10 protein-coding genes and 1 pseudogene are annotated in these 12,791 nt (G+C 72.7%); 3 read left to right on the plus strand and 8 right to left on the minus strand.

The window, feature by feature from the left end; genetic code table 11:
• The first annotated feature begins 461 nt into the window (after nucleotides 1–461).
• Nucleotides 462–3,146, plus strand: coding sequence for an ATP-binding protein (locus ACIBK3_RS31620; RefSeq protein ID WP_399370835.1), 2,685 nt, complete (start codon nucleotides 462–464; stop codon nucleotides 3,144–3,146).
• 141 nt (nucleotides 3,147–3,287) lie between these two features.
• Here ACIBK3_RS31620 and ACIBK3_RS31625 read toward each other — a convergent pair whose 3' ends face one another.
• The 6 genes and pseudogenes from ACIBK3_RS31625 to ACIBK3_RS31650 all read right to left on the minus strand — a co-directional run.
• Nucleotides 3,288–4,079 carry an SDR family NAD(P)-dependent oxidoreductase gene (locus tag ACIBK3_RS31625; protein ID WP_399370836.1) on the minus strand — a complete coding sequence of 264 codons (792 nt, stop codon included), beginning with the start codon at nucleotides 4,077–4,079 and terminating at the stop codon, nucleotides 3,288–3,290.
• Nucleotides 4,080–4,257: 178 nt separating this feature from the next.
• Nucleotides 4,258–5,385: a 3-oxoadipate enol-lactonase gene (gene pcaD, locus ACIBK3_RS31630; RefSeq protein ID WP_399370837.1), complete on the minus strand. Its 1,128-nt coding sequence runs from the start codon at nucleotides 5,383–5,385 to the stop codon at nucleotides 4,258–4,260.
• Nucleotides 5,382–6,713, minus strand: a complete 1,332-nt coding sequence (gene pcaB, locus ACIBK3_RS31635) for a 3-carboxy-cis,cis-muconate cycloisomerase (RefSeq protein ID WP_399370838.1) — start codon at nucleotides 6,711–6,713, stop codon at nucleotides 5,382–5,384. Before pcaB ends, pcaD begins: the two co-directional genes overlap by 4 nt.
• Nucleotides 6,710–7,315 (minus strand): protocatechuate 3,4-dioxygenase subunit alpha, encoded by a 606-nt coding sequence (gene pcaG, locus ACIBK3_RS31640; protein WP_399370839.1) that lies wholly within the window; start codon nucleotides 7,313–7,315, stop codon nucleotides 6,710–6,712. Before pcaG ends, pcaB begins: the two co-directional genes overlap by 4 nt.
• A 6-nt stretch (nucleotides 7,316–7,321) precedes the next feature.
• The gene (gene pcaH, locus ACIBK3_RS31645; RefSeq protein ID WP_399370840.1) at nucleotides 7,322–8,095 is read right to left on the minus strand and encodes a protocatechuate 3,4-dioxygenase subunit beta; all 774 of its coding nucleotides are present in this window, start codon (nucleotides 8,093–8,095) and stop codon (nucleotides 7,322–7,324) included.
• Between the two features lie 31 nt (nucleotides 8,096–8,126).
• A pseudogene (locus ACIBK3_RS31650) lies at nucleotides 8,127–8,474 on the minus strand (3-oxoadipyl-CoA thiolase); the annotation flags it as partial.
• Between the two features lie 211 nt (nucleotides 8,475–8,685).
• On the opposite strand from ACIBK3_RS31650, the gene ACIBK3_RS31655 reads away from it, so the two are divergent.
• Complete coding sequence (locus ACIBK3_RS31655) at nucleotides 8,686–9,150, plus strand: MarR family winged helix-turn-helix transcriptional regulator (RefSeq protein ID WP_399370841.1); 465 nt, start codon at nucleotides 8,686–8,688, stop codon at nucleotides 9,148–9,150.
• Between the two features lie 57 nt (nucleotides 9,151–9,207).
• Here the strand turns inward: ACIBK3_RS31655 and ACIBK3_RS31660 are convergent, their stop codons facing one another.
• Nucleotides 9,208–10,200: a DUF3048 domain-containing protein gene (locus tag ACIBK3_RS31660; protein ID WP_399370842.1), complete on the minus strand. Its 993-nt coding sequence runs from the start codon at nucleotides 10,198–10,200 to the stop codon at nucleotides 9,208–9,210.
• A gap of 226 nt (nucleotides 10,201–10,426) precedes the next feature.
• Here ACIBK3_RS31660 and ACIBK3_RS31665 point away from each other — a divergent pair, with 226 nt between their 5' ends.
• The gene (locus ACIBK3_RS31665) at nucleotides 10,427–11,617 is read left to right on the plus strand and encodes a zinc-dependent alcohol dehydrogenase (RefSeq protein ID WP_399370843.1); all 1,191 of its coding nucleotides are present in this window, start codon (nucleotides 10,427–10,429) and stop codon (nucleotides 11,615–11,617) included.
• 75 nt (nucleotides 11,618–11,692) lie between these two features.
• On the opposite strand, the gene ACIBK3_RS31670 is transcribed toward ACIBK3_RS31665, so the two are convergent.
• Nucleotides 11,693–12,763 carry an ATP-dependent DNA ligase gene (locus ACIBK3_RS31670; RefSeq protein WP_399370844.1) on the minus strand — a complete coding sequence of 357 codons (1,071 nt, stop codon included), beginning with the start codon at nucleotides 12,761–12,763 and terminating at the stop codon, nucleotides 11,693–11,695.
• Nucleotides 12,764–12,791 lie beyond the last annotated feature (28 nt).

Genomic DNA, 12,791 nt, shown 5'->3' on the forward strand with positions numbered 1-12,791 from the left:
GCCGCTGCCCCTTCCCACCGGGAGTCCCGAGCCGGGCGCCCGCCCGTTCTCCGCCGGCGGGAGCCGGAGCGTGAGCCGGATCCGGAGCCAGATCGGGAACCGGACCAGGAGCCGCGGCCCGCGCCGGACTCCGCAGGCACCCGCGGCTGCGACGGGGCGGCCGGAGCAGCGGCTGGAGCCGCGCGGCCCGCACCCGCACCGCCCCTCGCCGAAGGGCGGCGTCAACGGGAACAGCACCCGTCTCCCTCCGGCGTGAGAAGACCCCTCCCTCCCCTCGGAGCCACCGTTTCTGACGGACAGTCATGTTTGATCGCGGCTGGTCGCGGGCATGCCGCGTCGACCGCTCGTACCGCACGTCACCCGTCAAGGCAACAGGTAGCCGGACGGGTCTCCGTGTCGGCAGTCGGACGGCTACTCTCGAGTTCTGTACGTCGTTCGGGCGACTATGGGGAGGTAGCGGGATGACGGAGGTACGGCCCACAGCGGCCGCCTCGGCCTCCCTGTGGGAGCGCGACGCCGAAGTCCACGCCGTCGTACGGGCGATCGAGGCCCTGGGCGCGGACAGCTCCTCCTCGGGCAGCCTGCTGGTGATCCGGGGCGAGGCCGGCTTCGGCAAGACCGCCCTGCTCGCCGAGACCCGCCGCATCGCCGAACGGCGGGGCTGCACGGTGTGGTCGGCCCGCGGCGGCCAGACCCTCAGGTCCGTCCCCTTCAACGTCGTACGGCAACTGCTGCAGCCCGCGCTGGTGTCGCTGATGCCGGAGGAGGCCCGCGAGTATCTCGGCGACTGGTACGACATCGCCGGCCCCGCCCTCGGCCTCACCGAGCCCGGCGAACGGCAGGCCGACCCGCAGGGCGTCACCGAGGGACTGGTCGCGGCGGTGCGCCGGCTGGCCCGGCGGGACTGGCCGCTGGTGCTGCTGATCGACGACGCCCACTGGGCCGACCAGGAGACCCTGCGCTGGCTCGCGGCCTTCGCCGAACGCCTCGACGACCTGCCCGTGCTGGTCGTGGTGGCCCGCCGCCCCGGCGAGGTCAGCGGCGAGAGCGCCCGGCTCCTCGACGCGGTCGCCGCCACCGCGGGCGGCCCCGCCACCACCCTGAGCGCTCTCACCCCGCAGGGCACCGCCGGCCTCACCCGCGCCACCCTCGGCGAGCACGCCGACGCCCCGTTCTGCCGCGAGGTGTGGGCCGTCACCGACGGGAACCCGTACGAGACCGTGGAACTCCTCGCCAAGGTGCGCGACAGCGGACTGGAACCCACCGAGAGCGCGGCCGGTGAACTGCGCGCCCTGAACCGCACGGCCCGCGGCGGCGGCCTCGTCGCCCGCCTGGAGGAACTCGGCATCGACGCCACCCGGTTCGCCTGGGCGGCCGCGATCCTCGGCACCGGCATATCCGTCGACCTGGTCGCCAAACTCGCCACCCTCAGCCGCGGCGAGGCGGTGCGCTGCGCCGAACTGCTGCGCACCGCCCGCATCCTGACCTCCCCCGACCCGGCGAACGCCCAAGCGGACGGCGGCGACCTGGAGTTCGTCCACCCGCTGATCGCGACCGCCGTCTACGAATCCATCCCGCCCGCCCTGTGCACCGCCATGCACGGCATCGCCGCCCAGATCGTCACCGACTCCGGGCGCGGTGCCGCGGCCGCCTCCCGGCATCTCCTCCAGGTCCACCCGGACGACGACGAGGAACTCGTGGAGCAGCTGCGTGAGGCGGCCCGCGACCACCTCGCCGTCGGCGCCCCCGACGCGGCCCGCCGCTGCCTCGAACGCGCCCTCCTGGAGCCCCCGCGGCCCGAGGTCCACGCGCACCTGCTCTACGAACTCGGCTGTGCCACCCTGCTGACCGCCCCCGCCAAGACCATAGACCACCTGCAGACCGCGCTCGCCCTGCCCGGCCTCGACGGAGCCGAACGCGTCGACGCCGTCTTCCGCCTCTCCCAGGCCCTCCTCCACAACGACCAGCTGGAGGAGGCCGTCCGCACCGTCGAGACGGAGGCGGCCCGGCACGAACCCGGCCCCGCCCGGATGCGGTTGCAGGCCGCGCAGTACATGTGGGAGGGCATCCACGCGGGCGAGACGACCTCCCCGGGACGCTCCGAGCGGCTCGCCGAGCTCGCCAGGACCTGCGCCGGCCGGGACAACTCCGAGCGCGCGCTGCTCATCATGCGCGGCTTCGACGCGATGACGCACGGCGAGAACGCCGAGGAGATCGTCGAGGCGTGCGACCGCGCTCTCGTCAACGGCCGCCTGGCACCCGGACTCGGCTGGACCGACAACGAGTGGGGTCTCGAACTCCCCCTGATGCTGGCCTCCTCGTACGCCTACACCGACCGGCTCGACCGCGCGGAGAGCCTGTTCACAGAGGCCCTGCGCACCTACGACTCGGCCGGCTGGGGCGGCGGCCACCTCGCCCTCGCGCACGCCTACGTCGGCCTCGGACACCGCAGGCGCGGCCGGCTCCGGGAGGCGGAGAGGTCCCTGCGCGAGTCGCTGCACATCGCCGAACGCGTCGGCCGCGGGCTGCCCCTGTACTGGTCGGCGACCTGCAACCTCATCGACACGCTGCTCGCCCGCGGCCACGTCGAGGAGGCCTGGTCCATGGCCGAGCAGTACGGCTTCGCCCCGCCGTACCCGTCCACCATCGTGCTGCCCGACCCCCGCTCGGTCCGCGGCCGCCTCCTGCTCGCGGTGGGCCGGACCAAGGAGGGCGTCAACGAGCTGGAGGCAGCCGAGAAGGCCGCCGCCGCGCGCGGCCACCACAACCCGGTGGTCGTCCCCTGGGCCGTCGACCTCGCCCGCGCCCTCGCCGTGGACGACCCGGGCCGCGCCGCCCAGCTCGCCACCGACGCCCGCCGGCGCGCCGAGCGCTTCGGCACGGACACCGCGATAGGGGAGGCCCTGCGCTGCGCCGCCGCCCTGGAGACCGGCCAGCGCGCGGTCCGGCTGGCCGCCCAGGCGGTCACCTACCTGGAGGCCTCGCCCTGCCAGTACGAACACGCGGCGGCCCGGGTCGAGTACGGCATCCTGTCCCGCTCGGCCTCCGAGCTCAACCGGGGCCTGGCACTGGCCCGTTCCTGCGGGGCCGACGGACTGGCGGCGCGGGCGAGCGCGGCGCTGGAGGCGGGCCCGGAGCCGCGGTAGGCCGTGCCGGCACCGCAGCCGTGAGGCGGCCGGCGCGCCCAGGCCGTTCCACCGCGGGCAGGTAGCTGTCGTAATGGGCAGATGTCGCGCGTATGTAGCCGTCGTGGTGAGGCGGATGTCGCGGTCCGGTAGCTGTCGCCGTCAGGCGGTGAGCAACTGCTCGGTCACCGCCGCCAGCCGCTCGCGTATCTCGGGGTCGTACGTACCCTCGTGCGCCCGCGCCGCCCGCGTGCCGTCGAAGTAGCGTCCCGAGCCGAGATCCCGGGTCGCCAGCGCCAGCACACCAGGCGCGCCGTCGGCGACCGTGTTCCAGGGACTGATGCCGCCCTCGCGGACCATCGCGGTGTCCATGTAGGTCGCCGGGTGCAGCACGTTCACCGCGACACCGCTGCCCTCCAGCTCCTCCGCGAGCGAAAAGGTGTACGCGGCGAGCGCGAACTTGCTGCGGCGGTACGCCGAGACACCGCTGTAGCCGCGGGTCAGCTCCGGATCGTCGAAGGCGACGGGCTCCTGGCCGGCCGAGCCGACGTTGACGATCCGCGCGGGCGCGTTGGCCCGCAACGTGGGCAGCAGCGCACGGGTGAGCGCGACCGGCGCCAAGTAGTTGACCGCCAGCCGCAGTTCGTGCCCGTCGGCGCTCACCTCACGGCCCGCTCCCCGCCCGCCTGTGCCCATGCCCGCGTTGTTGACCAGCACGTCGAGCCGCGGGTGGGCCTCGGCGACCCGGGCCCCCAGCTCGCGCACCCGCGCCAGCGAGGACAGGTCGGCGACGTGTCCGTACGCCTTGCCCTCGGTACGCAACTCTTCGACGAGGCGTTCCGTACGGCCCGGATCGCGGCCGTGCGCGAGCACGACATGGCCCGAGCGGACAAGTTCGAAGGCGATGTACCGGCCGAGGCCGGAGGTGGCACCGGTGATCAGGATGGTGGACATACCGCCAGCCTAGGCACGGCAGGCGGGCACGAGCGAAACCCTGCTGATCCCACCACTGCCAGGATCACCCTGCGCAGGGGCACCCCGTACCGGCGCCCCTGCGCCGTCGGCCCGCGGCTCGCTGCTCTCGAACAGGCTCGGGTCCCGCGATGCCGTCGCGGCGCGGCCACCGCCCGGCTCACTCCCCGGTGTCGTCCTCTTCCGCCAGCACCCGCTGGGCCGTCGCGAAGGCCGAGTTCGCCGCCGGGACCCCGCAGTACACGGCCGTCTGCAGGAGCACCGCGCCGATCTCCTCCGGGGTGAGCCCGTTGCGCCGGGCCGCCCTGACGTGCATGGCGAGTTCGTCGTAGTGGCCGTGCGCGACCAGCGCCGTCAGTGTGATCATGCTGCGTTCGCGGCGGCTGAGCGTCGGGTCGGTCCAGATCTCGCCCCAGGCGTAGCGCGAGATGAAGTCCTGGAAGCGCGCGGTGAACGGGGTCTGCCGGGCCTGGGCCCGGTCCACGTGCGCGTCGCCGAGCACCTCGCGCCGCACCTCCATGCCCCGCGGGGCGGGCCGGCCGAGGTGCGGCCGCAGCGCCGTCAGGACCGCCTCCGGGCACTGCGCGACCGCCAGGTGCGAGGCCCCGGGGAGCTCGACGAGCGTGGCGCCCGGGACCGCGTCCGCGATCTCCCGCAGATGCGCCGGCGGGGTCGCCGGGTCCTGCCGGCCCGCGATCAGCAGCGTGGGGGCCAAGATGCCGTCCAGCCGGTCCCGCAGGTCGAACGCGGCCAGCGCGTCGCAGCAGGCGGCGTATGCCTCGGGGTCGGCGTCCCGGTGGTCCCGTACCAGTTCCGGCACGGTGAACCCGGAAGTGAACCAGCGGGCGTCGGCGTTGTCCGCGAGCCGGTCAAGGCCCTCCCGCCGGACCCGCTCGGCCCGTTCCTCCCACGGCTGCGAGCCGTTGAAGTGGGCCGACGAACAGATCACCGCCAAGGACGAGACCCGCTCCGGATGGTGCACGGCCAGGTGCAGGCCGACCGCGCCGCCCAAGGACACGCCCGCGTACGCGAACCGCTCGATGCCGAGCGAGTCGGCGAGCGCCAGCACCAGGCCGGCGAGGTCACCGACGCTCGCGCCCGGCCCGATCAGATCGGCCGCGGAACCCCCGTGTCCCGGCAGGTCCCAGCGGACCACCCGGTGGGTGACGGACAGTTCGGGCGCGACCTTGTCCCACAGGGCGTACGAGGTGCCCAGCGAGGGCCCGAGCAGCAGCGCAGGACCCGAAGTCGGCCCCTCGACACGGTGGTTGAGCAGCTTCTCGGTCAACGTCGCTCCAGGGCACGGTCGGTGAGGGCTCCGGCGGAGCCGGTGTAACGGGCGGGGTCGGAGAGCTCGACGAGGTCGATGTCCTTCAACTCTGGCTCATCGGCGAGGAGTTCACGCAGGCTCCGGCCTTCGCTGTAGGTGCGCCGGGCAAGTTCCGTCAGCAGCTCCTTGGCGCGGGCCCGGCCCAGCACCGGCGTCAGCTCGGCGGACAGCCGCTCGGAGACGAGCAGCCCGTGCGTGAGACCGAGGTGCTCGCGCATGACGTCGGCGTGCACCTGAAGTCCCTCGGCCAGTTCGGCGGCGTCGCGGGCCGCGCCGGCGGCCAGCCGCAGCAGATCCCGCAGCGGCTCCCACTCGGCGTGCCAGGCCCCGGCCGGCCGCTCGTCCTCGGCCGCCATCGAGCCGTACAGCGTGGCCGCGAGCTGCGGTGCCCGCCGGGCGGCGGCCGCGACCAGCGTGGACCGGACCGGGTTCGCCTTGTGCGGCATGGCGGAGGAGCCGCCGCCGCTGCCCTCCGTGACCTCGGCGATCTCGGTGCGGGACAGGGTGAGCACGTCCACGGCGACCTTGCCCAGCGCCCCGGCCGCGAAGGCCAGACATCCGGCGAGGTCGGCGACCGGCGTGCGAAGGGTGTGCCAGGGCAACAGCGGTGCCCGGAGCCCGAGTTCACGGGCGTACGCTGCGGGCAGCGCGGTCGCGTCCTCGGCGCCGTACGCGGAGAAGGCCGCCAACGTCCCGGCCGCGCCCCCGAGTTGGGCGGGAAGTGAGTCCCGTACGGCTTGGACGCGGTCCCGCGCGTCCAGTACCAGCGACCGCCACCCGGCCGCCTTGAGCCCGAAGGTGGTCGGTACGGCGTGCTGGGTGAGCGTCCGGCCCGGCATCGCCGTGTCACGGTGCTCGGCGGCCGCCCGGGCCAGGGCTCGCTCGGTGCGGGCGAGGTCGTCGAGGAGGAGGGCCAGGGTGCGCCCGGCGACCAGCATCATCGCCGTGTCCATGATGTCCTGGCTGGTGGCGCCCCGGTGCACGTACGGGCCGTACTCGTCGCCGACCGCCTTCGTCAGGTCGGCCACCAGCGGGATGACGGGATTCCCGCCGCCTCGCGCGCGGTCCGCGAGCGACTGTACGTCGAAGCGGGCGGCGTCGGCCGCCTCGGCGACCGCCGACGCGGCCCCGTCCGGGGCGAGCCCGAGCGTGGCCTGGGCGCGGGTCAGCGCGGCCTCGGCGTCGAGCAGCGCCTGCAGAAAGGCGCTGTCGCTCGTCGTGGAGGCCGCGCAGGAGCCTGCCCACCCGGGGGCGAGCAGGCCGGTGTCCGAGGCAGCAGATGTCACTGGAACTCCAGGAAGACCGTCTCGCCTTCGCCCTGAAGGCGGATGTCGAAACGGTACGTTCCGTTGCCCCCGTCCGTCGCGATCAGCGTGTCGCGGCGGACGGGCTCCAGCCGGGCCAGCAGCGGGTCCGCGGAGAGCGCCGCCTCGTCGCCCGGCAGGTAGATGCGGGTGAACAGGTGCACGAGCAGGCCGCGGGCGAACACGCACACGCTGAGGTAGGGCGCGCTGTGTCCGCGTGCGCCGGGCCGCAGCGTGTGCGCGTACCAGTGGCCGTTGGCGTCGGTCTGGATGCGGCCCCAGCCGGTGAACTCCACACCGTTGCGGCCCAGGTAACCGCCGGTGGCCGGGTCGCGCCGGATCGATCCGTCGGTCGTCGGCAGGTTGCCGTCGGGGTCCGGTCCCCACAGCTCCACGAAGGCGTCCGGCAGCGGCTTGCCCTCGCCGTCGAGGACGTATCCCTGGACGGTGATGGTGTCCGGGTGGCCGAGGGGCGCGATGTCGCCGCCCCCGGGGAAGGGCAGCGCGTACCCGTAGAAGGGGCCGACCGTGTGCGACGGGGTGGGCAGCACACTCTCCGGGCTGCTCGTGTCGATCTTCGTCATGGCAGGTCAGCGTCCTTCTTCGATCCAGGTGGCGTGCGGGCCGTCCAGCACGATGTCCCAGTGGTAGCCGAGCGAGAACTCCGGGACGGACAGGCTGTGGTCGTAACTGGCGACCAGACGCTGCCGGGCGGCGTCGTCCGTCACGGACTGCAGGATCGGGTCGTACGGGAAGAGCGGGTCGTTCGGGAAGTACATCTGCGTCACCAGTCGTTGCGTGAACGCCGACCCGAAGAGCGAGAAGTGGATGTGCGCGGGCCGCCAGGCGTTGACGTGGTTGCGCCAGGGGTAGGGGCCCGGCTGGACGGTGGTGAAGCGGTAGCAGCCGGCGTCGTCGGTGAGGGTGCGGCCGACGCCGGTGAAGTTCGGGTCCAGCGGCGCGTCGTGCTGCTCGCGCTGGTGCGCGTAGCGGCCCGCCGAGTTCGCCTGCCAGATCTCGACCAGCTGGCCGCGGACCGGCCGCCCGTCCCGGTCCAGCAGCCGCCCGGACACGGTGATGCGCTCACCGATCGGCTCGCCGTGGTGCTGCCGGGTCAGGTCGTTGTCGATCTCGGTGATGTCCCGTTCCCCGAACGCGGGGGACGACAGCTCCACCAGCTCCGGGTCCTTCGTCACGTCGATGGTGACCGGCGGCTGCTGCGGATGCCGCAGCACCGACGAGCGGTACGGGGCGTAGTCGCGGCGCGGGTGGTGCTCGACGGGGCCGCCGTCGGCGAGGCGCTTCTCGTACGCGGCATGCTCCGCCGCGATCTCCTGGTCGATGTCGTGCTGCGTGAGAGTCATGGGGTTCCTAACGCTTCCTGGCGCTCAGGGAATCGAGGGCGTTGACGCCGGTCGCGGAGATCCGGGCGAGGGGGTCACGGCCGGTGGCCTTCAGGCCTTCCTCGCCGACGAGGAGCAGGGCGGCGGCGCCCTCGTCGAGGGGCGAGGCGTTGCCGGCGGTGACGGTGCCGTCGGAGGGACGGACGGAGGGCTTGAGCTCGGCCGGCGCGCTCAGCGACGCATCGGGCCGTACGTATTCGTCGGCGCCGGGGGAGAGTGGGGCGCCCTTGCGCCGCGGGACGGGCACGGGTGCGAGTACGCCGTCGAGGAGGCCCGCCTGGTGGACGCGCGCGGCTTTGTGGTGGCTGTCGAGCGCGACATCGGCGACCACCTTGTCCATCCGTGAGGCCCCATCCCGTCCGAGCGCCCAGTCCGCAATTAGTCAGGGCACTGATGATTTCAGCAAGGTGTCCTTCACGCTGCCATTGGAGCGGCAGGGCGTCAAGGCCCCGTAGTAATACGAGGCCAGTTCGGGTGGAGGGATCCGGAGACAGTTCAGGCGCCGATCGGTATTGTTCAGTGCACCAACGAATTCGACCTCGGGAGCGCACATGGCCGCGGTGGACCTCTCCACCCACCCCGGGCACCTGGCCCGACGGCTGCAGCAGGCGCACTACCTGTTGTGGAACACGATGGTTTCCGAGGAGATCACCTCACCTCAGTTCGCGGTCATGAACGCGCTCGTCGCCGAGCCCGGTCTCGACCAGCGCACGGTGGGGGAGCGGGTCGGACTCGACCGGTCCACCGTGGCCGAGGTGATCAGCCGGCTCGGCCGGCGCGAACTGCTCGACAAGGTGCGCGACACACAGGACGGCCGCCGTTTCCTGTTGCGCCTGACCGAGGACGGCCTGCGCACCCACCGCAAGCTGGCCGTGCGCACGGCCAGGATGAACCAGGTGTTCCTGGCCCCGCTCTCCGCCGAGGAGCAGATCGTCTTCTTCGACCTGATCCAGCGGGTCTCGGACGCGGCGGAGGGACTCCGCAATGCCGCGGAACCCCTTGCCGCACCCTCCTGACGGGCCGCTCCTCCTGACGGGTCGCTCCCCGGACGGCCGGCCTCTCCCCCACGGGCATCACGCCTTGCTGAACAGCACCCACACCTGTCCGTCGGCGAAGTTCACCGGCGTACCGTCCTCCGTCGTGAAATCCGTGCCGTCGGTGGGCCGGGCACGCTTCCATCTCACGTCGTAGGACCGTCCGTCGCGCAGGACCTCCGCCGTCCCCGAGCCGACCGTCTCGGTGTACGGCGTGTTGTTGCCGAGGAAGTCGTGGAAGGCGGACTCGCGTACCTTCACGTGCTGCACGACGACCGTCGCCGGGGCCACCCGCTTGCCGTCGGTGGTCACGGTCGGCGTGCCGTCCATCGAGAGCAGCCAGCGGTCCCGGTCCGCGGACCAGGTGAAGGTGAAGCGGGCCGCCGGGTAGCGCACGGTCCGTGAGGTCTCGCGCCGCCCGCCCTCGGGTGCGGCGCCGAAGCGGAAGCCGGTCGTCAGCGCGTCCTTGCCCGGTGTGTGGGCGAGCAGTTTCTCGGGGCGCAGGTAGAGGTTGTGCGGAGACGGCTTGTCGGTGCCGCGGTAGTAGGCGTCGGCGACCTGCTCGGGGGTCCGCGCGTCCAGCGGCGCCTTGTCGATCAGTGGCATCAGCTTGCCCTGAGCCCCGGAGAAGGCGAGCGTCGGCCGCTCGAACTGGCGCAGCAGCTCCAGGTCCGACTCGCGTGCGCTGCGCACCGGCCCGACGGCCTTCGGCAACGTGGTCGCGTACACGGCCATCAGCCGGCTCAGGCCGCCCTCGACCTGCTCGGCGTACACGAGGTCCGCGGCGTTCAGGCCGGTCTGCGGCCTGGCGTCGGGCGCGTTGTCGATCTTCACGGCGAGCAGCGGGGCGGTCGTCCCGCTCTTCCGCGGGCTGGGGCTCTGGCTCGGGCTCCGCTCCGCCGTCCGGGACGGCTGTCCGCTGCTGTCGTCGGCCGGCCCGCGCCCGCCCGTGCAGCCGGCCGCCAGCGACACCGTGGCGGCCAGCAGCGCCACCGCGGTAGTACCGCGCCGCGTGCGCGTCTTGTGTCCCATGCCCACCGTGGCCACCTGTCTCGTGTCTCTGATTGTGCGCTAATCGGTTCATCGATGGCCATACCCGTTCGCTTCTGATTGCGCTCGTTGAATAAGCCGATCGGCCCTGGTGCGGCGGTTCGCAGCGGAGGGCTCGGGTACCCGGTGGCCACCGCAGACCGGAAACCGCAGACCGGAAACCGCAGACCGGAACAGACCGGACACGCCGTGACCTAGGGAGTGGGCGATGAAGGCAGTGACCTGGCAGGGCAAGCGGGACGTGCGGGTGGAGAACGTGCCCGATCCGAAGATCCAGGAGCCGACGGACGCCGTCATCCGTGTCACGTCCACCGGGTTGTGCGGCTCCGACCTGCACCTCTACGAGGTGCTCACGCCGTTCATGACACCGGGCGACATCCTCGGGCACGAGCCCATGGGCATCGTCGAGGAGGTCGGCGCAGGGGTCCCGGACCTCGCGGCCGGCGACCGGGTCGTGGTGCCGTTCCAGATCGCCTGCGGCAACTGCTGGATGTGTATGACCGGACTGCCGACCCAGTGCGAGACCACCCAGGTGCACAGCCAGGGCATGGGTGCCGCCCTGTTCGGCTACACCCGGCTCTACGGCGCCGTCCCGGGCGGCCAGGCCGAGTACCTGCGGGTGCCGCAGGCGCAGTTCGGCCCGATCAAGGTTCCCGAGGGGCCGTCCGACGACCGGTTCGTCTACCTCTCCGACGTGCTGCCCACCGCCTGGCAGGCCGTCGCCTACGCCGACATACCCCCGGGCGGCAGCGTCGCCGTGCTCGGCCTCGGACCGATCGGGGACATGGCCTGCCGGGTCGCCCAGGTGCGCGGCGCCGGACAGGTCTTCGGCGTGGACCTGGTGAACGAGCGGCTGCGCCGGGCCCGCAGGCGGGGCGTGGAGACGTACGACCTCAGGAGCTTCGACAACGAGAAGGAGCTGGTCCAGGCGATCCGCGACGAGACCGACGGGCGGGGTCCGGACGCCGTGATCGACGCGGTCGGCACCGAGGCCCACGGCAGCGCCGCCGCCAAGCTCGCCCAGCAGGCCTCGGCCCTGCTGCCCCGCAAGATCAGCGGACCGTTCGCGGAACGCTTCAGCGTCGACAGGCTCGCCGCGCTCTACACGGCCATCGAGCTGGTGCGCCGGGGCGGCACGATCTCACTGTCCGGTATCTATGGCGGGACGGCCGACCCGCTGCCGATGCTCACGATGTTCGACAAGCAGATCCAGCTGCGGATGGGCCAGGCCAACGTGCGGCGCTGGAGCGACGAGATCATGCCGTACCTCACCGACGAGGACCCGCTGGGCGTCGACGACTTCGCCACGCACCGGGTGCCGCTCTCGGAGGCACCGCAGGCGTACGAGATGTTCCAGAAGAAGCGGGAGGGCGCGGTGAAGGTGCTGATGACGCCCTGAGCTCTGACGGCCCCCTGAGTCGGAGCCCTGACGATGCCCTGAGCCCTGAGCCCGGAGCCCTGACGACGCCCTGAGTCACTCACGGACGCCGAAGACCTCCGCGAGGTCGTAGCGCACCGGCTCCTCCAGCTGGGCGTAGGTGCAGCTCTCGGGAGCCCGGTCCGGGCGCCAGCGGCGGAAGCGGGCGGTGTGCCGGAAGCGCGCGCCGTTCTCCATGTGGTCGTACGCCACCTCGGCCACCCGCTCCGGCCTGAGCGGTACCCACGACAGGTCCTTCTTGCCGGACCAGCGGCTGGGGGCTCCGGGCAGCCGGGCCGTCTCGTGCGCGGCCTCGTCCCCCCAGGCCGCCCATGGGTGGCCCGAGACGTCGTCCATGCGCAGCGGCTCCAGCTCCGCGACCAGCTCGGCCCGGCGCTTCATGGGGAAGGCGGCGGACACGCCCACGTGTTGGAGGGCGCCCCGGTCGTCGTAGAGCCCGAGCAGCAGCGAGCCGACCACCGGGCCGCTCTTGTGCAGGCGGTAGCCCGCGACGACCACGTCCGCCGTCCGCTCGTGCTTGACCTTGTACATGGCGCGCTCGTCCTGGAGGTAGCGGACGGTCAGCGGCTTGGCGACGACCCCGTCCAGTCCGGCCCCCTCGTACTCCTGGAACCACTGCTGTGCCACCTCGATGTCGGTCGTCGCCGGTGCCACGTGCAGGGGGGATGTCACCCCGGACAGGGCCGTGGTCAGCAGAGCCCGGCGGTCGCTCAGCGGGACGTCCAGCAGTGACTCGTCCGCCAGCGCCAGCAGGTCGAAGGCGACGAGCGAGGACGGTGTCCGCTCGGCCAGCATCCGCACCCGGGAGTCCGCCGGATGGATCCGCTCGGTCAGCGCGTCGAAGTCCAGCCGTCCCTCCCGCGCGATGACGATCTCCCCGTCCAGCACGCACCGCTCGGGCAACCGCTCTTTCAGCGCCGCCACCAGCTCGGGAAAGTACCTGGTCAGCGGCTTTCCGGTACGGCTGCCCAGCTCGACCTCGGGCCCGTCGCGGAACACGATCGCCCGGAACCCGTCCCACTTGGCCTCGTACTGCATGCCCGGCGGGATCGTCGCCACGGACTTGGCGAGCATGGGCTTCACGGGCGGCATCACGGGGAGATCCATGGCTCCGATTCTGCTCCGGAATTTCATG

Origin of the sequence: Streptomyces sp. NPDC050287 (assembly GCF_044459385.1) — a bacterium.
Lineage (GTDB): Bacteria > Actinomycetota > Actinomycetes > Streptomycetales > Streptomycetaceae > Streptomyces.

Coding starts and splice junctions, on each gene's coding strand:
- ACIBK3_RS31620 (WP_399370835.1), top strand. CDS start 462: ATGACGGAGGTACGGCCCACAGCGGCCGCCTCGGCCTCCCTGTGGGAG.
- ACIBK3_RS31625 (WP_399370836.1), bottom strand. CDS start 4,079: ATGTCCACCATCCTGATCACCGGTGCCACCTCCGGCCTCGGCCGGTAC.
- pcaG (WP_399370839.1), bottom strand. CDS start 7,315: ATGACGAAGATCGACACGAGCAGCCCGGAGAGTGTGCTGCCCACCCCG.
- pcaH (WP_399370840.1), bottom strand. CDS start 8,095: ATGACTCTCACGCAGCACGACATCGACCAGGAGATCGCGGCGGAGCAT.
- ACIBK3_RS31655 (WP_399370841.1), top strand. CDS start 8,686: ATGGCCGCGGTGGACCTCTCCACCCACCCCGGGCACCTGGCCCGACGG.
- ACIBK3_RS31660 (WP_399370842.1), bottom strand. CDS start 10,200: ATGGGACACAAGACGCGCACGCGGCGCGGTACTACCGCGGTGGCGCTG.
- ACIBK3_RS31665 (WP_399370843.1), top strand. CDS start 10,427: ATGAAGGCAGTGACCTGGCAGGGCAAGCGGGACGTGCGGGTGGAGAAC.
- ACIBK3_RS31670 (WP_399370844.1), bottom strand. CDS start 12,763: ATGGATCTCCCCGTGATGCCGCCCGTGAAGCCCATGCTCGCCAAGTCC.